This is a genomic window from Croceibacterium atlanticum (assembly GCF_001008165.2).
Taxonomy (GTDB): Bacteria; Pseudomonadota; Alphaproteobacteria; order Sphingomonadales; family Sphingomonadaceae; genus Croceibacterium_C; species Croceibacterium_C atlanticum.
Genome location: NZ_CP011452.2, coordinates 2649971 through 2672766 on the forward strand (window position 1 = coordinate 2649971; position 22796 = coordinate 2672766).

General features: G+C 60.8%; 23 protein-coding genes. 9 read left to right on the forward strand and 14 right to left on the reverse strand.

Going from position 1 to position 22796, the window contains the following annotated elements; all coding sequences use genetic code 11:
- Nucleotides 1-53 precede the first annotated feature (53 nt).
- Complete coding sequence (gene edd / locus WYH_RS12520; RefSeq protein ID WP_046904096.1) at nt 54-1868, reverse strand: phosphogluconate dehydratase; 1815 nt, start codon at nt 1866-1868, stop codon at nt 54-56.
- A gap of 70 nt (nt 1869-1938) precedes the next feature.
- Nucleotides 1939-3516: an ABC1 kinase family protein gene (locus WYH_RS12525; protein ID WP_053833575.1), complete on the reverse strand. Its 1578-nt coding sequence runs from the start codon at nt 3514-3516 to the stop codon at nt 1939-1941.
- Between the two features lie 288 nt (nt 3517-3804).
- Between WYH_RS12525 and WYH_RS12530 the strand changes: the two genes are divergently transcribed.
- Nucleotides 3805-4710, forward strand: coding sequence for a fructose bisphosphate aldolase (locus WYH_RS12530; protein WP_046904097.1), 906 nt, complete (start codon nt 3805-3807; stop codon nt 4708-4710).
- Nucleotides 4711-4758: 48 nt separating this feature from the next.
- Here WYH_RS12530 and WYH_RS12535 read toward each other — a convergent pair whose 3' ends face one another.
- A complete protein-coding gene (locus WYH_RS12535; protein WP_046904098.1) occupies nt 4759-5574 on the reverse strand; it encodes a universal stress protein in 816 nt (271 codons plus the stop codon).
- Nucleotides 5575-5861: 287 nt separating this feature from the next.
- On the opposite strand from WYH_RS12535, the gene WYH_RS12540 reads away from it, so the two are divergent.
- The gene (locus WYH_RS12540) at nt 5862-7061 is read left to right on the forward strand and encodes a phosphoglycerate kinase (protein ID WP_046904099.1); all 1200 of its coding nucleotides are present in this window, start codon (nt 5862-5864) and stop codon (nt 7059-7061) included.
- Nucleotides 7062-7351: 290 nt separating this feature from the next.
- Here WYH_RS12540 and WYH_RS12545 read toward each other — a convergent pair.
- A protein-coding gene (locus tag WYH_RS12545; protein WP_156320037.1) for an IS3 family transposase occupies nt 7352-8715 on the reverse strand; the annotation gives its coding sequence in 2 pieces (ribosomal slippage) (nt 7352-8367 and nt 8367-8715; 1365 coding nt in all).
- On the opposite strand from WYH_RS12545, the gene argF reads away from it, so the two are divergent.
- From argF to petA, 3 genes are all read left to right on the forward strand, one after another.
- The gene (gene argF, locus WYH_RS12555; protein WP_425304757.1) at nt 8691-9539 is read left to right on the forward strand and encodes an ornithine carbamoyltransferase; all 849 of its coding nucleotides are present in this window, start codon (nt 8691-8693) and stop codon (nt 9537-9539) included. The genes WYH_RS12545 and argF overlap by 25 nt on opposite strands.
- Before the next feature lie 4 nt (nt 9540-9543).
- The gene (gene arcC / locus WYH_RS12560; protein ID WP_046904100.1) at nt 9544-10497 is read left to right on the forward strand and encodes a carbamate kinase; all 954 of its coding nucleotides are present in this window, start codon (nt 9544-9546) and stop codon (nt 10495-10497) included.
- Between the two features lie 164 nt (nt 10498-10661).
- Nucleotides 10662-11240, forward strand: coding sequence for a ubiquinol-cytochrome c reductase iron-sulfur subunit (gene petA, locus WYH_RS12565; RefSeq protein WP_046904101.1), 579 nt, complete (start codon nt 10662-10664; stop codon nt 11238-11240).
- Nucleotides 11241-11490: 250 nt separating this feature from the next.
- Here petA and WYH_RS12570 read toward each other — a convergent pair whose 3' ends face one another.
- Nucleotides 11491-12159: a DUF6629 family protein gene (locus tag WYH_RS12570; RefSeq protein WP_046904102.1), complete on the reverse strand. Its 669-nt coding sequence runs from the start codon at nt 12157-12159 to the stop codon at nt 11491-11493.
- 343 nt (nt 12160-12502) lie between these two features.
- Between WYH_RS12570 and WYH_RS12575 the strand changes: the two genes are divergently transcribed.
- Complete coding sequence (locus WYH_RS12575) at nt 12503-13411, forward strand: DMT family transporter (protein ID WP_046904103.1); 909 nt, start codon at nt 12503-12505, stop codon at nt 13409-13411.
- A gap of 80 nt (nt 13412-13491) precedes the next feature.
- On the opposite strand, the gene WYH_RS12580 is transcribed toward WYH_RS12575, so the two are convergent.
- From WYH_RS12580 to WYH_RS12620, 9 genes are all read right to left on the reverse strand, one after another.
- The gene (locus tag WYH_RS12580; RefSeq protein ID WP_046904104.1) at nt 13492-14820 is read right to left on the reverse strand and encodes a type II toxin-antitoxin system HipA family toxin; all 1329 of its coding nucleotides are present in this window, start codon (nt 14818-14820) and stop codon (nt 13492-13494) included.
- Complete coding sequence (locus WYH_RS12585) at nt 14821-15069, reverse strand: helix-turn-helix domain-containing protein (protein WP_046904105.1); 249 nt, start codon at nt 15067-15069, stop codon at nt 14821-14823.
- A 195-nt stretch (nt 15070-15264) separates the two neighbouring features.
- Nucleotides 15265-15999 carry a PepSY domain-containing protein gene (locus tag WYH_RS12590; RefSeq protein ID WP_046904106.1) on the reverse strand — a complete coding sequence of 245 codons (735 nt, stop codon included), beginning with the start codon at nt 15997-15999 and terminating at the stop codon, nt 15265-15267.
- A 23-nt stretch (nt 16000-16022) separates the two neighbouring features.
- Entirely contained in the window at nt 16023-16544 is a 522-nt protein-coding gene (locus tag WYH_RS12595) for a YybH family protein (protein WP_082134994.1), read from the reverse strand.
- A 21-nt stretch (nt 16545-16565) separates the two neighbouring features.
- Nucleotides 16566-17681, reverse strand: coding sequence for a copper resistance protein B (locus tag WYH_RS12600; protein WP_046904107.1), 1116 nt, complete (start codon nt 17679-17681; stop codon nt 16566-16568).
- Nucleotides 17681-19495: a copper resistance system multicopper oxidase gene (locus WYH_RS12605; RefSeq protein WP_046904108.1), complete on the reverse strand. Its 1815-nt coding sequence runs from the start codon at nt 19493-19495 to the stop codon at nt 17681-17683. The genes WYH_RS12600 and WYH_RS12605 overlap by 1 nt, the downstream gene beginning before the upstream one ends.
- Nucleotides 19496-19551: 56 nt before the next feature.
- A complete protein-coding gene (locus WYH_RS12610) occupies nt 19552-20112 on the reverse strand; it encodes an RNA polymerase sigma factor (protein WP_046904109.1) in 561 nt (186 codons plus the stop codon).
- Nucleotides 20113-20118: 6 nt separating this feature from the next.
- Complete coding sequence (locus WYH_RS12615) at nt 20119-20553, reverse strand: periplasmic heavy metal sensor (RefSeq protein WP_046904110.1); 435 nt, start codon at nt 20551-20553, stop codon at nt 20119-20121.
- Between the two features lie 3 nt (nt 20554-20556).
- Nucleotides 20557-20853: a hypothetical protein gene (locus tag WYH_RS12620; protein WP_046904111.1), complete on the reverse strand. Its 297-nt coding sequence runs from the start codon at nt 20851-20853 to the stop codon at nt 20557-20559.
- Between the two features lie 99 nt (nt 20854-20952).
- Between WYH_RS12620 and WYH_RS12625 the strand changes: the two genes are divergently transcribed.
- Genes WYH_RS12625 through WYH_RS12635 form a run of 3 tightly spaced genes read left to right on the forward strand, consistent with a single transcriptional unit; the run spans nt 20953 to nt 22778 of the window.
- On the forward strand, nt 20953-21627 hold the full coding sequence (locus tag WYH_RS12625; RefSeq protein ID WP_053059237.1) for a DUF2231 domain-containing protein: 675 nt from the start codon (nt 20953-20955) through the stop codon (nt 21625-21627).
- The gene (locus WYH_RS12630; RefSeq protein ID WP_046904112.1) at nt 21628-22314 is read left to right on the forward strand and encodes a class I SAM-dependent methyltransferase; all 687 of its coding nucleotides are present in this window, start codon (nt 21628-21630) and stop codon (nt 22312-22314) included.
- Nucleotides 22311-22778, forward strand: a complete 468-nt coding sequence (locus WYH_RS12635) for a DUF411 domain-containing protein (RefSeq protein ID WP_046904113.1) — start codon at nt 22311-22313, stop codon at nt 22776-22778. Before WYH_RS12630 ends, WYH_RS12635 begins: the two co-directional genes overlap by 4 nt.
- Nucleotides 22779-22796: the final 18 nt, after the last annotated feature.

Consider the following 22796-nt stretch of genomic DNA (forward strand, 5'->3'; position numbering starts at 1 on the left):
GCGTTGAACCTGGAGCGGACGAGCGCTTTCCTGGAGTGCTCGCATTCACCGCGCTAAAGCCCCGCCAGTGCCAGCATTGCTGACGCGCCTTTTTCGGCCTCGTCGGCGTGCTGGCGCATCATCGCAAAGAGCTCACGGCCCAGCCCTTGCTCGTCCCGCGGCGGCAGGGCGGGTTCGCGGTCGTTCCAGTCTTTCTCGCTCACCAGGGCTTCGACCACGCCGTTATCCGCAGACAGCCGCACCACGTCGCCGTCGCGCAAGCGCGCGAGCGGACCACCAGCATGCGCTTCGGGCCAGACATGGATCGCCGCGGGCACCTTGCCCGAAGCCCCTGACATACGGCCGTCCGTGACAAGCCCGATGCTGAGTCCGCGGTCCTGAAGGACGCCCAGAGGTGGCATGAGCTTATGCAGTTCGGGCATCCCGTTCGCGCGCGGCCCCTGAAAGCGCACGACGATCACCATGTCGCGGTCGATCTCCCCCGCCTCGAATGCGCGTAGCACGTCATCCTGGTCCGGAAAAATCCGCGCCGGCGCCTCGATTGTCCAGCGTTCGGGGGCGACCGCGCTCGTCTTCATGACACAGCGACCGAGATTGCCGGTGAGGAGCCTTATCCCGCCATCGAGCGAAAACGGTGCCTGAGCGGTTCTCAAAATGCTTTCGTTGCGGCTTATTGTTGCACCGCTGCGCCATACAAGTTCATCACCATCTAATGCCGGCTGCTTTGCATAGGCGCCGAGATCGTTCTTCCAGACGGTCAGGACATCTTGGTGAAGCAAACCTGCCTCGAGGAGTTCGCGGATGACAAAGGCCATTCCGCCTGCCGCTTGGAAGTCGTTCACATCGCCACCGCCATTCGGATAAATCCGCGCCAAGAGCGGAACGACCGTGCCCAACTCCTCAAAATCGCTCCAGTCGATCTCCAGGCCCGCCGCGCGGGCGATGGCCGGCAGATGAATGGTGTGGTTGGTCGAGCCGCCGGTTGCGAGCAGGCCCACGGCAGCATTGACGATCGCCTTTTCGTCGATGCAATGCGCTAGCGGACGGTAATCTTGGCCCTCAGATCCGATCTCGGTAATCCTGTGGACGGCAGCGCGCGTAAGTTGCTGCCGCAGCTTCGTGCCGGGATTGACAAACGCAGCGCCCGGCACGTGGAGGCCCGTCACCTCCATCATCATCTGGTTGGAATTGGCGGTGCCGTAAAATGTGCAGGTGCCAGGGGCATGATAGGAGGCGCTCTCGGCTTCGAGCAGCTTGTCATGCCCGATCTTTCCTTCGGCGAAGAGCTGGCGGATGCGCGCCTTTTCCCGGTTTGGGAGCCCTGACGGCATCGGCCCGGCGGGCACGAGGATCGCAGGCAGATGTCCGAAACGGAGCATGCCGATCAACAAGCCAGGCACGATCTTGTCGCAAATGCCGAGGAGGAGCGCACCTTCGAACATCGCGTGACTGAGCCCTACCGCGGTGGCGAGCGCGATTGTATCGCGGCTGAACAGCGAGAGCTCCATGCCGTCCTGGCCCTGGGTGACGCCGTCGCACATCGCCGGTGCGCCGCCCGCGATCTGCGCTGTCGCGCCGACCTCGCGGGCAAAAATCTTGATTTGTTCGGGATAGCGATAATAGGGCGCATGCGCGGAGAGCATATCGTTATAGGCGGTGACCACTCCGATATTGATCGCATGGGCGCCCGCGATGGTCTGCTTGTCCTCGCCCGATGCGGCAAATGCGTGCGCCAGATTGCTGCACGAAAGCGCGCTTCGTCGCGGGCCGGCATCCCGCTGACGGTCAATGAAGGCGAGATAGGCGTCGCGTCGCCGCTTCGAACGGTTGGCAATACGGGCAGTAACGGCTTCGACGACAGGGTTCATGCGCGGTCCCTCCGGGACGTTTGGGAAATGCCATGAGCCGTGGCGCGCGCTGCCTGGCTGTGCATTTGCCTCATTGTTGTTGCTCGCTTTGACGGTGCGATTGGATGAGGATTTGAATGGTCAGCAGGAGGGCCGCTGCAAGGATGATGGCTGCCGGAAGAGGAATATCGCCGAGCACGCGCGGACCCCGATCGGCCAGCATCAACGCTGCCGAGGCGAGGTAGCTGCCGAGCGCGGCAATTGCCAAGGCGACCTGCCTGACAGCATGGTCAAGCCCGCTTCCAGGGGCGAGAGATCCGATCGGATGCCCCGCCGCCCCGGCGGGAGCCCTTTGTAGCCACCCGGCGCCGATTGCGGGCGCCCGCCGGACAAATCGGGCGATTTCCCATTCGAGCCGGGGAGTATGGAGATTGCCGATCACGGCGCTGCGCCGATTAGCGAGAAATCGGTTTCCGGTCGCCTGCAATACAAGCAGCAGGTCCGCCTCGGGGTTGAGCTTGCGCAGGGTGCTTTCTGCCGTGAACACAGTACGGACCAGGGCGGCCAGATGCGGCGGCAAGCTGAGTGTCCTGTACCCCGACAACCGTCCGATATCGAGCATGGTCTTGGCAAGAGACCATTCCGACATGGCGGCGCCCTGCAGCTCCGCCAGGATACCGTCCACGCCGCGGGTAAGTGCCGCGCGGTCGGCGGTGACCGAAAGGAGACCGAGGTCGATCGCCGCATCGGTGAGCCATTCGGAATCGAGGTAAATGAACGCTGCCACAAAACCGAGCAGAGCCTCGCGGGTGCCAATGTCGAGCCTGCCGACAGCTCCGAAATCGTGCACGCACAGACGCCCGTCCGACATGATCAGCAAATTTCCCGGATGCGGGTCGGCATGAAAGGCACCAAGAACGAAAAACTGTTGCAGATAGAAATCGATGAAAGTCTCGGTGAGCGTATTGCCGCGCTCGATGGCCTCGCGCTCATCCAGCGGGGTGCCCATGCTGCGCTCCTGCGTAATGACGGAGGCGTCCGACATCTCGTCGACGACATCGGGAATGTAAACCGTCTCAGAATCAGCGAAAGCGCGGGCGAACAGGCGGATGTTGCGCGCTTCCTGCCGGAAATCGGTTTCCCTTTTCAGATTGTGCGCAAGTTCCTTCGCCAGGGCCGCCGCGCGGTGGCGTCTCAGTGCAGGTATGACGTGCTGAAACAGGCGCACCAATACGAGCAGGATGCGCATATCTCGCGCAATTTGCTCGCCCACTCCGGGCCGGAGGACCTTGACGACCACCTCGCGTCCGTCATGCAGCTTTGCGGCGTGGACCTGTGCTACCGACCCTGCGGCCAGAGGCTCGCGTTCAAAGCCGGCAAAGGCCGTTGCCGTGTTCGCGGCCAATGACTGCTCGATGATCCCTACCGCTGCATCGGCAGGGAAAGGAGCGGCCTTGCTTTGCAGGTTCGAGAGGCTCGCGGCCCAGTTCGCATCGAGGATATCGCGGCGCTCGCTCAGCGCCTGACCGAGCTTGGTGAAGGTCGGGCCGAGATTTTCGAGACGCCGCGTGGTCCTTTGCGGAAGCGTGGTCATGCGCCGACCGAACCCCATCCGATTCAGCATCATTGCGCTCAGCACATCCAGCAGGAGCCGGGTTGCTGTCCACATGATCTGAATTCCCCGGATTATCATAGCCCGCTCTGACCTCTTGTGTCCTCACCATGATTGGACGCTCGAAATGCGGGTGGATTACTGTGCGGGGCTGGCCTGAGAAGGAGAACCCGCGCGGCGAAGTTGCTTCACTGACCGAGGGGTATTGCCGCCCAAGGTCTGCTCGCCGGTAGCGGCGTTTGTAATCAAGCGCTGCCAAAGGCGTCCATTCTCTACGCATTGACGATATTATTCGCGGCCGCGTCGATCGGTCGCGTTTGCAAAGACTGGAGCCGGGGAGACCCCATGAAATATGCGGAAATGATGGCGCAGCTTGTGGGTGGTGCCGGTTTTGTAGCGGCCCTCGACCAGTCCGGCGGCTCGACACCTGCTGCCCTTCAGGCCTTCGGCATCGGCGCGGACCGGTATTCCGGCGAGGACGAGATGTTCGCGCTTATCCATGGATTGCGCGTGCGGATCATGAAAGCCCCATGCATCGATGGGCGAAGGGTGCTTGGCGTCATCCTTTTCGAGCGCACTATGGATGCGCAGATTGACACCGTACCGGTGCCAGAGTTTCTCTGGCGGCGGGGGATCGTGTCCTTCGTCAAGATCGACCAAGGGTTGGAGAAAGACACAGGCGGCGTCCAGCTCATGAAACCCATGCCGGATCTCGAAAGCCTGCTGTCCCGGGCGCGCTCAAGGGCCGTTTTTGGCACCAAGATGCGTTCGGTGATCAACGTCGCATCGCACCAGGGGATCGGCGACGTCGTGCGCCAGCAATTCGAGCTGGCCAACCATGTCCTCGACCAGCGACTTGTGCCGATTATCGAACCGGAAGTGAATATCGCAAGTGCAACGCGCCAAGAGTGCGAGAGTATCCTTCTTGCCGAACTCAGTAATGCGCTCGATGGGCAAGCCTATGGCCGCCGTGTGGTACTGAAACTCTCGCTGCCGGTTTCGGACGGGCTTTACGCGCCCCTCGTTGCCCATCCCAGCTGCGCGCGGGTGCTCGCCCTTTCGGGTGGGCTCTCCCAGGATGCCGCTTGCGCCGCGCTCGAAAGAAACCGCGGGATGATCGCGAGCTTCAGCCGGGCTCTGTTGCAGGATTTGCGGGCGCACATGCAAGATCAGGAATTCAACGATGTGCTCGGGCGCGCCGTCGAGCGCATCTACCGGGCTTCGACAGTCAAGCGTTTGGCCGATCGATAAGACGCCGCCAGTCCAACACTAGCCTAGATCCCTTATGCCTATTCTGCTCTAGTGCGCGAGAATCATCGGGATCGGGCTGTGCAGGATCATCTCCCGGGTGACCCCACCGAGTATGGTTTCCCGGATACGCGAGTGCCCATAGGCGCCGAGCACGATGTAAGCCGCCCCAACATCGTTCGCCGCAGCCACCAACGCTTCAGAGATCGATGCATCATCGGCGGGTTGCCGCCGGGTCTGCGCTTCGATGCCGTGTCGTGCAAGATATTGCGCAAGTTCGTCCGGCGACGAACCTTCTTTGTCCTCGCTGACGGTTACGATGTGGACCTCAGCAGCATCGCGCAAGAGTGATCGGCTCAAGCGAACGGCATGCCCGGCTTCGGCGGATCCATTCCACGCAATGATCGCGTTCCCCCTAGGCGCGAACCGCTTTCCGCCGAGCGGTACGACGAGCGAAGGAGACTGGATATGAACGACAAGATCGGCGACGAGCGGCGCGGCTCGCGGCAGGACGGCATCTTTCTGCTCAGGCTGACTAATGACCACCAGATCGGCCAGAGTCGCGTGCGCAGCCAGCGCCTGTCCTGCGGAACCCTCGACGCGGCGCCATTCCCACTCAACGCCTTCTTGCGCCAGGCGGCTCTCGATCAATTGGCGATCTTCATTTTCCGCATCGCGAACCGATTGCAACGCTTCGGGCGAAATATAGCTTGCACCATACGGATCACCGATAAAAACATAGGAATTCCAGCTTGTGGCTTGCAGACAGATGAGGAGGCCCTTGTGATCTCGCACGAGATCGATCGCCGCAGCCAGGCGGCTGTCCTGTCCGGCGTCGCGATTGACGTGCAGCAGCACTGTTTTCATTTGTCTCATTCCCTTCCTGTAACCTTGCGAGCTTCGGCAAGCCGCCCGGCGCTCCGCTGGCGTGACGCATATCAGGCCACTCTTGGCAGATGCCTTGCGTTCGCCCCTGCTGGACCTGATCCAAAAGGACGCCGGAAGCCCGCGCGACTTACACTTTTCGGCGGCGCCTTTCGCTATCTCATTGCTGCTATGTAAGCCTTCGCGCGCCATTCCGTCCCTAATGGAGGGAAGCGCGCGCGGTTGAGCCGCGACTTCGCCCCATTCCTGCAGCAAGGAGCAATAGTCGCATGTCGGTTCCGCAAACCCTCGATGATCTGGGCGAAATCGCTGGCCAAATTGCGCTGGTCCGGGTCGACTTCAATGTACCAATCGGAAACGACGGCGCGGTCGGTGATGATACGCGCTTGCGAGCGAGCTTGCCAACGGTGATGGCGCTCAGAAGGCGCGGCGCGGTAGTCCTTTTGCTCTCGCATCTTGGTCGTCCCAAAGGAAAACCGAACGCGGCATTCTCGCTCGCGCCGGTTGCCAAAACCTACAGCTCCCTGCTCGGAGACGAGGTTCATTTTCTCGAAGACTGGACTGGCCCGGGAGCGCAGCGCGCGGTTTCCGAGCTAGAGGCGGGCGATGTTGCCTTACTGGAAAACACCCGCTTCTACGCAGGCGAAGAAAGCAACGATCCCGAGCTTGCAAGCGCGATGGCCGACCTTGCGGATTTTTATGTCAACGATGCGTTCTCGGCCTCACACCGGGCGCATGCATCCACGGTGGGAGTGGCAAGACTGCTGCCGAGCTATATGGGCCGCGCCCTGGAAGACGAGATCGGGGCGTTGCAATCGGCGACCGGGCTCGGGCGGCGCCCTTCCACCGCGATTATCGGCGGCGCCAAGATCTCGAGCAAGCTCAACGTCCTCGAGCAGCTCAGCACGAAGGTGGATAACCTCATCATCGGCGGAGCGATGGCGAACACCTTTCTTGCCGCGCTGAACAAGCCAATCGGCAGATCGCTCGCCGAGCGGAACCTCGAGGATGCAGCGCTACGAATTCTGAAGAGTGCCAGTCAGGGAAAGTGCCAGATCCATCTGCCCCAGGACGTCATGGTAGGCAGGGAACTGACGCCGCATCCCCTTTCGCTGCGCACGGCCCTGGTCGAAGATGTCGCCGCCGATGAGATGATCCTTGATCTGGGGCCTCTCACTGTCGCGAAAACTCTGGACGTGCTGCGATCCTCGCAGCTGCTCATCTGGAATGGCCCGCTCGGTGCATTCGAGACGCCTCCTTTCGAGACATCGACTTTCGCGATCGCCCAGGCGGCCGCCGAGCTGACACGAAAGGGATCGCTGACCTCGCTTGCCGGTGGCGGTGACACAGTTGCGGCCCTCAACAAGAGCGGTCTGACTGCGGACCTCACCCATGTGTCGACTGGAGGCGGCGCATTTCTCGAATGGGTAGCTGGCATCGCGCTGCCCGGTCTGCAGGTACTCAAGTAACTTGTCGTGGACCGAACTTGAGGCTCAGCAATATCTTAGCGGGATAGAGGGCGAGACGGGTCTGCGGCGAGCCACTCCCGATCACTGGGCATTGGACCCGCCAGCCTCTTGCCGATGCGCCGTTTGGCCCATTGCCCTTAAGCTCAAGCGCAGTCGTTTTTCCAGTTCCAGGGCCGCAAAGAACACCGTGCCTATGGCAAAGAGAAGCACGCCATCTGTCCGTCGTCAGAACATTTGGCGCAACTGGCGGCGTAGATTAGCGGAGTGTCGGCCTCGTCTGGGGGTTGATGTTAGGCGGCGAGCTTGCGGTGTTGCAAGCGCCGATGCTCGATGGTCTGTCGCTTGATCCTTTCTCGCTGTTTGATGATGGCTGGGGCCCTGCCGAAGTAGGTGTCGGCGGGCGTCACGTTGTTCAGGCTCTCGTGGTAACGCTGGTTGTTGTAGTGCTCGACGAAGGCTTCGATCTGGTCCTCAAGGTCGCCGGGCAGGAAGTAGTTTTCCAGCAGGATGCGGTTCTTCAGGGTCTGGTGCCAGCGCTCGATCTTACCCTGGGTCTGGGGATGGCAAGGGGCGCCGCGCACGTGGCTCATCTTGTTGGCCTCGATGTATTCCGCCAGTTCGCCAGCGATATAGCTGGGGCCATTATCGCTTAGCAGGCGCGGCTTGTGCAGCACCGTAGCGCTGTCGCAGCCGGAAGCCGCCAGAGCGCGGTCCAGCGTGTCGGTCACGTCCTCGGCCCGCATGTTGGTGCACAGCTTCCAGGCGATGATATAACGCGAGAAGTCGTCGAGCACGGTCGACAGATACATCCAGCCCCACCCGATGATCTTGAAGTAGGTAAAGTCGCTCTGCCACATCTCGTTCGGCCGGGTGGTCTTGGTGTGGAACTGATCGGCAGCCTTGATCACGACATAGGCCGGGCTGGTGATCAGGTCGTGGGCCTTCAACAGGCGGTAAACCGTGGCCTCGGACACGAAGTAGCGCTTCTCGTCAGTGAAGCGCACGGCCAGCTCGCGCGGGGACAGCTCACTGTGATCCAGCGCCATCTCGATGATCTGGTCCTGGATGCCCTCGCCGATGCGGTTCCACACCCGGCTCGGTGCCGATGGCCGATCCTCCAACGCTTCCGGCCCGCCTTGGAGGTAGCGGTCATACCAGCGATAGAATGTCCGGCGGGCGATGCCGAGCTGGTCCAGCGTGTGCTTGGCGGACAGGTGCGACTGCTCGACGATCCTGATGATCTCGAGCTTCTCGGATGCAGGATATCTCATTCGTCGTCGCCCCCATCCGCGAGAATGCTTTTTTTCAGCAGGCGGTTCTCGAGCGTCAGGTCGGCGACGCACTCCTTCAAAGCGCCGGTCTCCCGGCGCAGATCCTTCACCTCATCTGTGGTCGCAGCGCGGGCGGTGTCACCAGCCAAGCGGCGCTTGCCGGCCTCCATGAACTCCTTCGACCAGGTGTAATACAGGCTCTGGGCGATGCCTTCCTTGCGGCACAGCTCGGCGATGCTGTCATCGCCGCGCAAGCCTTCCAGCACGATCCTGATCTTGTCTTCCGCCGAGAAGTGCCGCCGGGTGGCCCGGCGGATGCCCTTCACCACAGCTTCCGCAGGGGTCTTGGTCCGCGATTTTGCATTGGAGGATTTGGGTCTCATCTTCGTTCCTTCGTCACTACGACGAGACCCAAATCCTCCTTAAATCACAACCTCAAATCTGTGCCATAGGTGCTGACGGGGAACAGGAGTCGATGAAAGACACGGCTCGTGTGCTCGGCCGCATGTACGATGCGATCGAATATCGCGGCTTCGGGCAGGAGAAAGTCGAGGAACTCGCCGCCCATGCTGGCGTGCCGGTGTTCAACGGTCTCACCGACGAGTTCCATCCCACGCAGATGCTGGCTGACCTGATGACGATGCGCGAGCATGCCGACAAACCGCTTGGCGGCATCTCCTATGCCTTTGTCGGCGATGCGAGGAGCAACATGGGGCATTCGCTCATGATTGCAGGCTGCCTGATGGGCATGGATGTGCGGATCGGCGCGCCCAAGAGCCTCTGGCCGAGCGATGACTATTTACAGCCTGCCAGAGCGTTTGCGGATCAATATGGCGCGCGGCTTACACTGACCGAGGATCCGGTCGAGGCGGTGGAGGGCTGCGACTTCGTCAACACCGATGTCTGGGTTTCAATGGGGGAGCCCGAAGACGTCTGGCAGGAACGCATTGAGTTGCTTTCACCCTATCAGGTAAACACCGCACTCATGCAGGCAACCGGCAATGCCGCAGCAAAGTTCATGCATTGCCTTCCCGCTTTCCACAACACCGAAACAAAAGTCGGGAAGGAGATTTTTGAGGCCCACGGTATTGCCGAAATGGAAGTCACCGACGAGGTCTTCGAATCCGCGGCCGGAATTCAATTCGAACAGGCCGAGAACCGGCTGCATACCATCAAGGCGATCCTTGTTGCCACGATCGGGAACTGACGCCATGCGCATCGTCGTCGCCCTGGGCGGAAACGCGCTGCTGAAACGCGGCGAACCACTTACCGCGGAAAACCAGCGCGCGAACGTCCGTATTGCTGCGGCCGCGCTTGCGCCGCTCGCCGTGGAGCACGAACTCATCATCTCGCACGGCAATGGACCTCAAGTCGGCCTGCTCGCCTTGCAAGGTGCCGCTTACAAGCCTGACGAGGCGTTTCCGCTCGATGTGCTCGGCGCCCAGACGGAAGGCATGATTGGATACATCATCGAGCAGGAGCTCAAGAACCTCCTCCCTGCCAGCCAACAGCTCGCCACGATTCTGACCATGGTCGAAGTCGACCCCCACGACCCGGCCTTTGACGAGCCGACTAAGTTTGTCGGGCCGATCTATGACCAGGACCATGCTCTGCGCCTTGCAGAGGAGAAGGGATGGGCGATGAAGCAGGATGGTGACAGTTGGCGCCGTGTTGTCGCATCACCCACCCCCAAAAGCATCGTCGAACGCGAACCGATCCAATGGCTCATAGAGAAGGCGGCGATCGTCATCTGCGCCGGGGGTGGGGGGATCCCGGTCGCCGAGGGTTCGGATGGACATTATGCCGGCGTAGAAGCTGTGATTGACAAGGATTTTGCCAGCGAGCTGCTGGCACGAGACCTCGAAGCCGACCTGCTGGTGATGGCCACCGATGTCGATGCAGTGTATCTCAATTGGGGCAAGGCCGGTCAGCGCGCCATCCGCTCGGCTTCGCCCGACGCGGTCGATCTTGGTGCTTTTCCCGCAGGTTCTATGGGCCCAAAAGTGCGTGCGGCCTGCAATTTCGCTGCAGCAACCGGAAAGAAAGCTGCAATCGGCGCACTGAGCGATCTTCAGGCGGTCGTCAGCGGCGAGCGCGGAACGACGATCAGTATGCACGGCAGTGGCATCGAGTTTGCGGATCCCGATCCGTCGGAGGAGCGTTGACGATCGGTGATCCAGCGCGCCTAAGGCAGCCCGACCGTGGTCGCCAAACGCGAGCGATGCGATGACGTCAACATAGCACGAAGCCGATTGATCGGCTGCTTGCGAGTGTAATCCCGGCTTCATGGAGGCGTCTGCTCTTGAAAGACGCAAGAATGCGGAGATGAATGACCAAGACAGGTTCAAACGGAGCGGCGAGCAACGGTGCCGGCAAGGACGGCGGGACGGAAGGCATTCGCCGCCGAGATTTTATTCATATCGCGCCCGTTGCGTTCGCAGGAACCGGTGCCGCAGTGGCCGTCTGGCCGCTTATCGACAGCATGAACCCATCGGCCGATGTGGTCGCACAGGCTACGATCGAAGTCGATTTGCAACCTATCGAGCCTGGTCAACGTATCACTGTGAGCTGGCGCGAGCAGCCGGTGTTCATTGTGCGGCGCACAGCTGAAGAGATCGCGCGAGCCAAAGCCGACGATGCCTCTTCAGGGCTGATCGATCCAGAGACGGACGCTGCGCGCGTGCAGCGACCAGAGTGGCTCGTGGTCGTGGGCGTCTGCACGCATCTTGGCTGCATACCATTGGGACAGGGAGTGGGCGAAAACCGCGGAAGATATGGGGGATGGTTTTGTCCCTGCCACGGCTCGATCTACGACAATTCCGGGCGCGTGCGGAAAGGGCCGGCACCGAAGAATTTGGTCGTTCCGCAATATGTCATCAGCGACGATCTAAAGCTCTCGATCGGCTAATGACCTTGGGGGTGAGCCGGGGCCGCCTCGAATTCGAGCCAAAACTGCACCGAGAGCAGCAAGAAGTTTTGCAACCATGCACTGGACCTGCACACCAGGCAGAACACGTAATTCTTGAGGAGACACCCACCGCGTACCCCTCCTTTCCACCCGCCTGAGCTGGCGCTGTGGCGCGGGCATACCAGACTGAAAACTCAGGGCACAAATCGCCTTCGGTGAGACCAAAGCAGCCTGTCTGGCGCCCTACAAACTAGCGCACCGGCTCACCCATCCGGGGGAAAGGAGGAGCGTCGGGCTCTCTACGCAGAAAGAACATCAGGACGATCACGCTCATCGCTGCGGCAAAGAAGCACCACACCGATATGAACCAGGTGAGATAGAACGCGCCTGCCGCAAGAAAGGAGACGATTGCGCCGACCCCGAACCAGTTTACCCAGCGATGGCTGGATAGCAGCGGGCTGACACAGGTACCCAAGACATACAGTGTCATGACGATGCCAACGTAGAAGTGGGGGGATTCGTAGTCGATATGACCGTCGCCGGCTGTCGCGACGATTGGCAGGCGGATAAGGAAATACAGCAGGTAGAGTCCAACCAGGGTTCCGCCTATCGCCGTCGCCACGAGGGCCTTTCGGCGCCAGGCTACCTTCTCGAGCATATAGACCGCCACCGGGACGTAGATTGGCCACAGAACATGTGAAAAGACCGAATAGAGATAGGTCAGAACCGTCTTCAGTACCGGCGCCTTGTCAGGAAATGTCAGCCACAGTGCGCCCTCGATCAATTGCTGGACGCCAAACAGAACCGGAATCAGCGCGTAGGGTCTCTCGCCGCTATTGCGCGCCATTCGCATTGTGAAGGCACCGGTTGCCAACAGCACGGTGCCGGCGGCGAAACTCGCTGTGGCGGAAAAACACATTCAGTCTACCCTCGCTGGTTGGATGCCCGAGGATTTCTTCATGCACCCATGTTACACACGGGCCAAGTACCAAGCTTGCCGTGCGCTGTAATTATGATTTCAGCTCGACCATGGTCTCGCTCGCAATTACGGACGTCTGTGCACCGCCAGGCTTACAAAGCCCGAAGTGGCCAGATGAAAAGAATGAGATCCCTGAGTAATCTGGATCGCTTGCGAAGTAATACAAAGGGATCTCTTTAGGGTCATTGATCCAAGTTCGCTGTTCGGCGTGACGATCCATAGGCTGGACCTGCGCGGCCCGCCATTGCGGGTGCCGGGATGGAAGGCTATCGCTTAACCTACTATGCCAGCGCGTCTTTCCGCAATCTTAGTGATGCTTCTTTGGGCGTCCTGCTATCCGCTCATAACGGTCGGTCTCGACAGCGCGCCCCATCTCACCTTCGCCGTGCTGCGCGCGGTTCTTGCAGGCACCACGTTACTGGCGGTCGGTATCATTCTCAGAAAGCCCTTTCCGCGCGATGGAAGCATCTGGGGATGGATCATCCTTGCCGGTCTCGGCATGACGGGGCTGGGTTACTACGGGATGTTCCACGCTGCGGAGTTCGTTTCGCCCGGCCTTGCAACCGTCATCGCCAACGGCCAACCCCTCATCGCGGCAGGTCTCGCCTTTCTGTTTCTCCGCGAGCGCCTGTCCTCCAAAGGCTGGATCGGGTTATGGCTCGGCTTTGCGGGAATCCTCATTATTGCTGGCCCACGAATTCTCCAAGGTCCGCTGGCGCTCTCAACCGGCTTTGCATATGTGCTGCTTGCGGCCTTCGGCGTTGCCGTGGGCAACATCGCCATCAAGAAGCTCTCGGGGCGCGCCGACGCAGCGATCGCCATGGGCCTTCAACTCCTCATCGGCGCTGTCCCGCTCGCGTTTCTGGCTTTGCTTACCGAAGATCAGGGCCAAATCGACTGGTCGCCGGTTTTCATCGCGAGCCTGCTTGGGTTGGCGATCCCAGGTACAGCCCTCGCATTCTGGCTGTGGCAATATACGCTCGGCAAAATCGAACTCTCGAAGGCTAATGTATTCAGCTTCCTGGTGCCCGTTTTCGGTCTAACGATCGGCGCTGCCTTCTTCGGTGAAAGGCTTACACCCCTGATCATCATGGGCACAGCAATTGCAACCGCGGGCGTATGGCTGACGACCATAAAGTCATCGAGTGACGTTCAGCCGAAAGCGAAAGGAGCGAGGGACGGGCGCGCATAAGGGATGCTCTTCGTGAAAAAATCAGGTGGCGATGGGCTGCAGCAAAGGGCGGGCGATGACTTCGTTGGCGGATGCTAAAGCTAAAACTCCTCAAGCGCGCTCGAAAGCCTGGGCAAACGCGTCGCCAGGGCCGCAGCTATGCAGTCATGAACAGGTTCGGCGAAGTCCACCGGCATCGCTTCGCGCGCTACCGTCGGCGCATCACGTGCGCGGTCCATCAGTTCGTTGATGGCTGCACGCATGAGGCCTTTGCCAAGCCCCGCTGACTTGCCCGACTGGACAAAATGCCGACCGGTCACCTCGTTCAGCCGGTAGTGACGGTTGGTGCCTGCGGACATCGCGAGCCGGAACCTGTTCTGCGCAATCTGGTCGGAGTCGACGGCCGGTTGGGCCGAGAGCACATCGTAGAAGGGGGTCAGGCTGTAGCGTCCGCCGGGCTTCAGGAAGATACTGAAATTCTTGGCGTGCCCGTCCGTTGCACCAATGAGCCAGAAGAGGATCTGGCTCTTGAAAAAGGCGGCTGCGTCGGCTTGCGGATCGTCAGCACCGCGCAACAGGCCGAAGATATCCTTCATGTTCGGGCCGCCATCGCTCTGATATTTGTGCGTGGGCGGATAGCCGAGTGCTTGGCAGCAGTCCTCTTGCGGCAGACGCAGGATTTGCTTGGCGTTGCGCCAGTGCCTGTCGAACCGTTCGACGACGAGAACTCGGCGCTGGCCGACGGTCGCGATCTCTGTCGCTGCGACCGACAGGCCGAACGCCTTCATCAGCGTCATGCAATAGTGCTCGTTGTCGACGCTGTTCGACATGTCGATCATCCCGTCGGCGCTGGGTATCTGTCCAAGTTGCGGCTTCAGGATGTGAGTTGTCGGGGTCACACCGGCCGGTCGGTGCCATTTCCCATCGATTCGAAGCAGGGCCGTCTTCTCCTGCGCGCCGGCAACCGAGATCCTGAATTCCTGTTCCCGATCGACGCCAAGTGGAGCCCGTGCGAGATCGGCGAGAAGGGCCTCGACTTCGGTGTCGCTGACCGGTTCGCTTTCGATGTCGGTACTCTGCGCCTGATCTGCGCCTTCGGGCAGGAACTGCATGGCACCGACGCAGTCGCGTCCGATGGCTTCGAGTAGGCTGTAGAAGTCGGTGCCCTGAGCGCCCATGCGCTCGGCTACGCGGCGGCGTACTGCATCCCTGTCCGGGAGAAGATTGTCGAACACGGCGATGACCGGAGCGCCACGATAGGCCGCCGGGGTCAGAGGCAGCGAGAGCGACGCTGCGAAGCGGTGCTCCCAGGCCAGCCACTCTTCGGAATACCGGAAACTGATTGCACCGCTCGCCGCCTTTTCGAGGCGGCCGACCTGCCTGCCGTTGATAAGTACATCGAGGGGCGCATGGGTCTTTTTGCGCGCCATTTAGAAGACGTCCTCAATCGAGGCGCCGTCCTGCTGACGCGGCACGATCTGAAGATCGAGGCCGAGGACTGCGATGACACTGATGAGCGTGTCGAGCTTTGTTCCTTCGCTTCCGTTCTCTATGGCCGAGATGGTTTTCTGCTGCGTCCCGGCGAGTCTGGCGAGCTCGGTTTGGGTCAGGCCCTTGCCGAGGCGATGGGTCTGGATCACGGCTCCGAGTTGACTGGGAAGCCTGACGATCTGGCGCATAGCATACCTCCACACTCCACTATACCGCCAAGGGTATAAAATGGCAATATACCTTTTGGGGAATAAATCACCCTTATTCCTTGGGGGGTATGCTGCATCCGATCGCCACGAGAGATCCATCAATGGTGCCGGCCAGGCGAACCTCGCGTAGGAGAGAGGCGTCTTGAACAGGATGATCCGACCCGTGTCGGCGAGTCAGGAACCGGACTTTCGTTTCCAACTCAGCCATCTGATCCTTGGTAGCCTGTTGGCCAGCAGAACAAATCCCGAAAGGGCAATGAACGTCCCTGCGATACCAAACAGGAGAAGCCACCAGCTGTTGATGCGGTCGCGCTGGGTCCAGTCCATGATGTGAAGGCCCCAAATGAAATCGAAGAGCCGCCAGGTATCGCTTCGCGCTGACAGGATCGTTCCGCTCGAGGCACCGATATAGACGCGTGTCGCGTCGCGATCGTCATAGGTGATCTGCCAGGCCGGGAAGGGCCCCCTGAATTCGGTCCCGACGTCGCGTTCGACAAGCCGCGCGGCGTTGACCGAGGTTTCCGGGCCAATCCAGGCGCGGCGAGCGATCGCGCGCGCTGTCGCGGCCGAAATTGGGGACAGCAAGCGTCCGCTATGCGGATCATGTAGCGTGACGCCGCCATCCGCTCGCCGCACTTCGGTCACCACCTTGCCGTCGAGAGCACGTGTGGCAACCGAAACCACATCATCTTGCCTTTCCAGCCATTCGGGTAACTCGGCCCGGGCAGGCAATATTTGCGCAGCGCGGGACACGATATGCTCCGAGCGTACCTCCTCCAGATCGAGAAAGGACATCAAGGCACCGGTGCCCATCCACAGCAGAACTTGCGCCCCGATCAGGAGCGCCAACCACTTGTGGAGCTTGCTGCTAAAGACATGCAAGCGCAGTTTGAGGGACCGCGAAGCCAACTGTCTCGCCGCTCCGTAGCGGGTCAGGGCCGCCGCGGCGCGCGCGAGGAGGAGTGGTACTGCACGATCTTCCAGCCCGATTCATCGTGCGAAAGGACCGAGGTCGCGACCCCGTCACGCTCGATCACGCGCCCGTCCTCGAGCTCGATCCGGTAGCCGTAGGTTTCGTAGCCATAGGCCATATGGCCCTTACGGGTCATCGTCAGCGTCGGGTCGGTGAAAGTAAAGCTCGTGATCGCATCGAGCTCGGGTCCGAGATGGTGCTCCATGTAATTGGCGAAACTCCCCTCGGACTTGCCGTTCTCGAAGATCGCGGAGGCTTCCGCGAACAGGGCCGACATGCCTTCGGCATCGCGCGACACCAATGCGGCGCGATAAGCCTCGAGAATATCTTCAGCGCCCGACACATCTTCGCTGGCCGAACCTGTCTTGTCGGAATGATGTGTCCCATGTCCGGAATGGTCCATGTCCTGCGCCGCAGCCGGCACTGGCGCCGCAGCAATAGCTAGCGCAACTACCGGCACTCGCAATAAAGTGTTCATCATGTCAGTTTCTTCTCCCTTGACCTAAAACCAGAACCGCACGCCGACGACGTAGTTCGTTACGCTGGGGTCCTCGCCGTCGGCCCTTGCGAAATCGCGGCTGTTGCCGATCTTCCATTCCTGGTCGATGCCGATATAGGGCGCGAATTCGCGCGCGAATTCGTAGCGCAGGCGAATGCCGACCTCGATCGTATCGATCCCCGAGCCGATCCCGAGTTCGGGAATGTCCTGTGCTGACAGCGCGATTTCGGCGCGCGGCTGCACGATCAGACGCTGTGTGATGAACTGATCGATTTCACCTTCAATTCGTGCGGTAAGATCGCCCTTGTTCGACAGAAATGCTGCTGCATCGACCTCGAACTCATAGGGAACGAGCCCTTGGATGCCCACAACCGCATGGGTGCGTTCAGGCCCAGTAAAATCCTGCCGCACGCCCGCCTGAAAATCGAAGAAAGGCGCAATGGCACGGCTCCAAAGCGCCTGCACTTCGGCGCTTTCAATGGTCTCGCCGAAGCTGCCTTCGCCTTCGGATTTGAACCAGAACTTGTTGTAGTCACCGCCATAATAACCCTGGACGTCCCACAAATAGCCGTCGTCGCCCTCGCGCAGGCGGTATTCGAGCCGGTCGCCCTGAAACCAGAATACCGGCGTTCCGCTCACTTCCTTGGTGACGGCCGCCCGAGACGCAGCCATTTCCTCTGCGCCGACAAAGGCATCGGCGGCAAAGGCGGGGCCCTGTAGCGCTTCAGGCGGGGGAGGGCCTTCCGGGATCGCCATATGGTCGGCGGATGCTCCATGGCCCATCGCGGAATGATCCATTTGCGACATGCCGCCCTCATCCTCCTTGCCGGTCATGGGCATCGCGCCATGCTGGGCTGCCCCATGATCCATGTTCGAATGATCCATAACCTCCGGGTTCTCAACCTCCTCCTGAGGATGCTGCGTCCGGGAGTGATCCATCTGAGGTTGATCCGGCGCATGGTGATCGTGCGCCTCGCTCGCAGCCTCGTCGTCTTGAGCAGCTTGCCCGGCCTGGCTCTGCGGTTCGGCAGCCTGCGTGCCGTGATCATGCTGCTGTGCCCAGACTGCGCTCGGAAGTGCCAGCAGGGGGAGGGCGATCATCATGGTCGCGCGCTTCATCAGCCTTCTCCTCCCTCGAGCGGTCGGACCGTCACCACCTGAAACATTCCGTTATGCATGTGGTAAAAGAGATGACAGTGGAACGCCCAGTCGCCCCGTTCATTGGCGGTCAGGTCGAATTGCGCGCTGCCGCCGGGCTGGACCGTCAGCGTATGTTTGAGCGGTTGACGGTCGGCCGGAGCCCCGTTCACGAGTTCGAAGAAGTGTCCGTGCAAATGGATCGGATGCGCCATCATGGTGTTGTTGATGAGCTTGACGCGCACGCGCTCGTTATAGGCAAATTGAATCGGCTCGGTGATCTCGTCGAACTTCTTCCCGTCGAACGACCACATATACCGCTCCATATTGCCGGTTAGATGGATCGTCTTGAGCCGGCTCGGACGCCGGTTGTCGGTATTGGGCTTGGCGGCGATAAGCTGGTTGTAGTTGAGCACGCGGTGGCTCACATCGTCGAGCCCGAGGCCAGGAAAACCCATCCGGTCGATAGGATTCATGGCAACCGAGTCGATCCCTGGACCAACTTTCACATTGGGTGGAAGCAGTGATGTATCGCGCATGTTCATACCCGACATGCCAGCCATCCCAGCCATCTCGGATCCACCGCTGGAGCCATGATCCATTCCGGCCATGCCACCCGCGCTTTGATCCATGCTCGCCGCGGCACCGTGACCCGCATGCCCGTCTCCAGCAGCGCCTGCGCTATCGCCGTGCCCGGCCATGCCCATATCGGTCATGGTGAGAAGCGGCGGTTTGCGCAGGGGCGGGACGCTGGCCCGGGCGCCGGGGCGACTGGCAAGGGTCGCCACGCCCATGCCCGAGCGATCAATGGCCTCGGCGACGAGCGAATAAGCCTCGCCGCGCGGCTCGATGATCACGTCGTAGGTTTCAGCAACACCGATCTGGAACTCGTCGGTCTCGACCGGCTGTACGTTTTGGCCATCGGCCTGAACCACGGTCATCGGCAGGCCAGGGATGCGGATATTGAAATAGGTCATCGCGGCGCCGTTGATAAAGCGCAGGCGGACCCTCTCTCCCGGCTGGAAAAGGTATTCGAGATCGTCTTCCGGCCCGTGACCATTGATGAGGAAGGTGTAGGTCGCGCCGCTCACATCGGAGATGTCGGTCGGCATCATCCGCATGCGCGCCCACATTCGGCGCTCTTCGCCGCTCATGTCGTAGTCGTCGGTCCAGGTGGTTTTGCCATAGTTGAAGTAGCCCTCGGCGACCTTGAGTTTCTTCATGATCGAATAGGGACTCATGGTCGACCAGTCGGACAGCATGACAACATAGTCGCGGTCGTATTCATATGGTTCGGGCTCGATCGGGTCGACGATCAGGGGGCCGTAATGGCCAAGCGGCTCCTGCAGCGTATGCGCGTGCCACCAATAGGTGCCCGACTGGCGGATGGGAAACTGGTAACGATAGGTATCGCCCGGCTCAACAGCCGCCATGCTCACCCCGGGTACACCGTCCATAAGGAAGGGTACGAGCAATCCGTGCCAGTGAATGGAAGTGCCATGCGAACTCCGATTGAGGAGATCGACCGTCAGGTTCTGGCCTTCCTTGAGGCGCACCAAGGGTCCTGGGATGGTGCCATTCACGGCAACACCCGGCCCGCGGCGCGAGCCAGTGGTGAAGGTCGTGTCGGCGACGCTCATTGTAAGATGTTCGCCGGACAGAACGTCGCTCCCGCGGCGCGCGATCGTGCCATCGAGACCTCCGCGTGCCCACGCGGGCATTGCACCGGCAAGGCCAAGCATTCCGACCCCGCTTGCGCTAGACCCCAGAAATTTACGGCGATTGATCGCGACCATCGAAAGCTCCTGTATGAACGATACACCCTCAACTACGAAGGGCCCGGTTCTACCCCTCAAAAATTTTCCAGGCGGTCGCGCAATTTTTGCCGGGCACGATAGATGCGGGTCTCGATTGCCTTTTCCGACACGCCGAGAAGTTCGGCGGCTTCCGCCTGGCTGCGTCCGTCGATACTGACCAATATGAGCGCTTCGCGAAGACGGATCGGAAGACGCTCGATTTGCTCCAGGAGCATTCGCAATTCCTGGCGCTGCATCGCGATCTCTTGCGGATCGGGGCTGTCGTCAACAATCGCCAGTGTTTCAGATTCCGCGCCCAATCCGAAAAAGCGCGCCGTTTTGCGTTTGCGCAGCCTGTCGCGGCATTTGTTGAGCACGACTGTCGTCAAAAAAGGGCCAACAGGACGGTCCGGGTCGAGGCGGTGCCGGGCGACCCAGACCGAAGCAAGCCCGTCCTGAACAGCGTTTTCGGCCTGATGCGGAGACGCAAGCATGCGTGTCGCCAAAGCAATAAGCCGCGCTATATGGGGTTCGACCAGCGTCCCATATGCTGCCTTGCTGCCCCTGCGGGCATCTTCGACCAGGGCGGTCTCGGACCGGCTTTGCGCCTGCGTCACGGAAGCCTAATTACGCGAATTGCTGGTGAGCGCCTCGGAGACCCTCCGATCGAACAGGCGCTGCTGCTCGGGCTCGAGTATCTCGCGCATGTCGAAGACGTGTTGGACCGTGGCTTTCTGCAATTCGCCCATCCGTCCATGCACATCGTCAATCGCCGCGCTCACTTCGGGGCCATATTCGTGCTCGTCGGCCATCGCCTGAGCGAGCCTCGCATTTGCCGCGCGCAGCGATGACTCAAGTTCAGCACGCTCGACGGCGAAGCGGGCTTCCAGGGTCTCGAGGCGCGCGTTCTGGTCTTCGGTCAAAACCAGTTCCTCGTGCACGAACTGGTGCAGGCTGCCATTGTCTTCGTGGCTGAGCCAGCGATCAGCCGCGATCGCCCCCAAACATCCCGCGAGCCCGGCAAGAAGAACGGCAAGCAGGAGGCGTCCGTTCGTCAAAGTCTAGCTCCCGACATGCAGGAGAGCGGCGGGAGAAAGGTGCTCGTTCGACGCAAAATCATTATAGGCGGAACTCGCAGTTGAGCCCTGATTGTAGGGCATGATGGTCGTGCCGAAGCCTGCTCCAAGGCCGATGACGAACAGGCTGCAAAAGAGCGCGGCACGCCGGCGGCGATCGGCAACCTCGCCAAGCTGTCCGGCGCGCTGCCAGACACCATCCATGAAGTCTGACGGGTCATGCACAATATCATGCGCGGCCAGCTGTTTGAGCGAAGCATCGAGGGAAGGATAATCTGACATAGGCAACCTCTAACTATTGTAACTCCTTTACGCCACAGCCCGCCGAAGCCCTCAAAAAAATATTTGAGGGGTATGATATTCTCGCGCGTATCAAGGCATATGAGCATATTCACCCGCCTTGGCCTCGCCGCCCTCTTCGCAGCCTTTCTGCTTTCGGCACCCTTGCACGCGCATGAAGGGCATCAGGACAATATGTCCGACGCTGAAATGCTGGCGATGGAGGAGGGTATGGCCATGCCGGACGACGCCCATGCCGGCGAGCTTGCGCCGCCCGGGGAAGAGATGGACAGGCCGAACGCGCAGCAGTCCATGTCGCCTGAAGACATGATGCAGCAGAAAATCACGGAAAACCGCCTGACCTCGGCAGAGGACCTTCTGTCGCGCCTTCATCCGGTCGCGGCGCATTTCCCGATTGCGCTTCTCCTCGTCGCCGCACTCGCCGAACTCGCCTTGATGGTGCGCCCGACCTTGGGGCTTGAGACGACGATCCGGTTTCTCGTAGCCGGCGGCGCGATCGGGGCGGTCGTTGCGGCTTTGCTCGGATGGTTTGCGGGTGGATGGCGACTGCTGGACCGGTCGGAAAATCTCGCCATTCACCGCTGGAACGGCACGACGATTGCCATATTGAGCCTCCTCGCCTGGTGGGTTGCTGCGCGCGGAAAGGGGAGAGGCGCGCTGCGCTTGCTTCTGGCGCTGATCGCTGCGGCGCTCATCGTACAAGGCTATTTCGGCGGGGAGATGGTGCACGGGCCCAATCATATGGGCATCATGTAGGTGGGACGGGTAGCCGCTCCTCAAGGCGACCGAGCCTTCACGCCAGCCCTTGGCAAAGCCTGGCTGACCCCGGTCTATGACCTCACCATCGCCTTGTTTACGCGTGAGCGGACATGGCGGCGCGCGGTTGTCCGCGCCGCCAATCTTGCGCCCGGCGATCATCTTATCGATGTTGGGTGCGGAACCGGCACCTTGCTTCGCGATCTCATGATCAGCTGTCCGCAGGCGGGTCTCGCCGGCGTTGAGCCCGATCCGGCAGCACTGGCCATCGCGCGTCGCAAGTTTGGCGCCGGGGCGGATCTGATCCGTTGGCACAATGGCTTTCTCGATACCCTCGACCTGACCGCGCGATGGCAGCCAAACAAGATCGTCAGCAGCCTCGTCTTTCATCAGGTTCCGCTGGGTGAAAAGCGGGCAATCCTGGAGCAGATGCACGATCTGCTCCAGCCCGGAGGCATGGTGCTGATTGCCGACTATATGGCTCAGGACTCCGCCCTTATGCGCAAGCTTTTCCGCGCCACGGTGCAGCAGCTCGACGGTGTCGAAGACACGCAGCCCAATGTCGACGGTATCCTGGAGCGGCAGCTTGCCGAAATTTTCACCGACGCCGAAAGGCTTCACGTCTTCCCGACCGCCACCGGAGCGATATCGCTCTGGCACGGCTACAAGAAAGGTCCCCATACATGACCCGCACGTTTGCGCGAAAGCGCTTTCGCAACTCGTTCGCCGCAACAGCCCTCCTGGTAATTGCCGCCTGTTCGAACGTTGCCCAGGCGGCCACCTACACGATGTATCGCGATCCCGGCTGCGGCTGCTGCCTCAAATGGGCCAACCATTTCGAGAACGGCATGGACGCCGAGGTTGCGACTGTCGACACCACTGACATGGGTTCGGTGAAAGCCGACAAGGGCGTACCTTCCGATCTGTGGTCGTGCCATACGATGGTGATCGAGGGATATGTCATCGAAGGTCACGTCCCGGCAGAAGCAATCTCAAAATTGCTGCGCGAGCGCCCGGCAGGCGTTTCCGGACTTGCCGTTCCCGGCATGCCGCTGGGCTCACCTGGCATGGAATACGAGAACCGTGTGCAACCCTATGACGTCATCGCCTTTGGGCCCGGCGGCCGTACGGTTTTCGCAAGTTACCCCTGAACGGGCAAGAAAACGCCC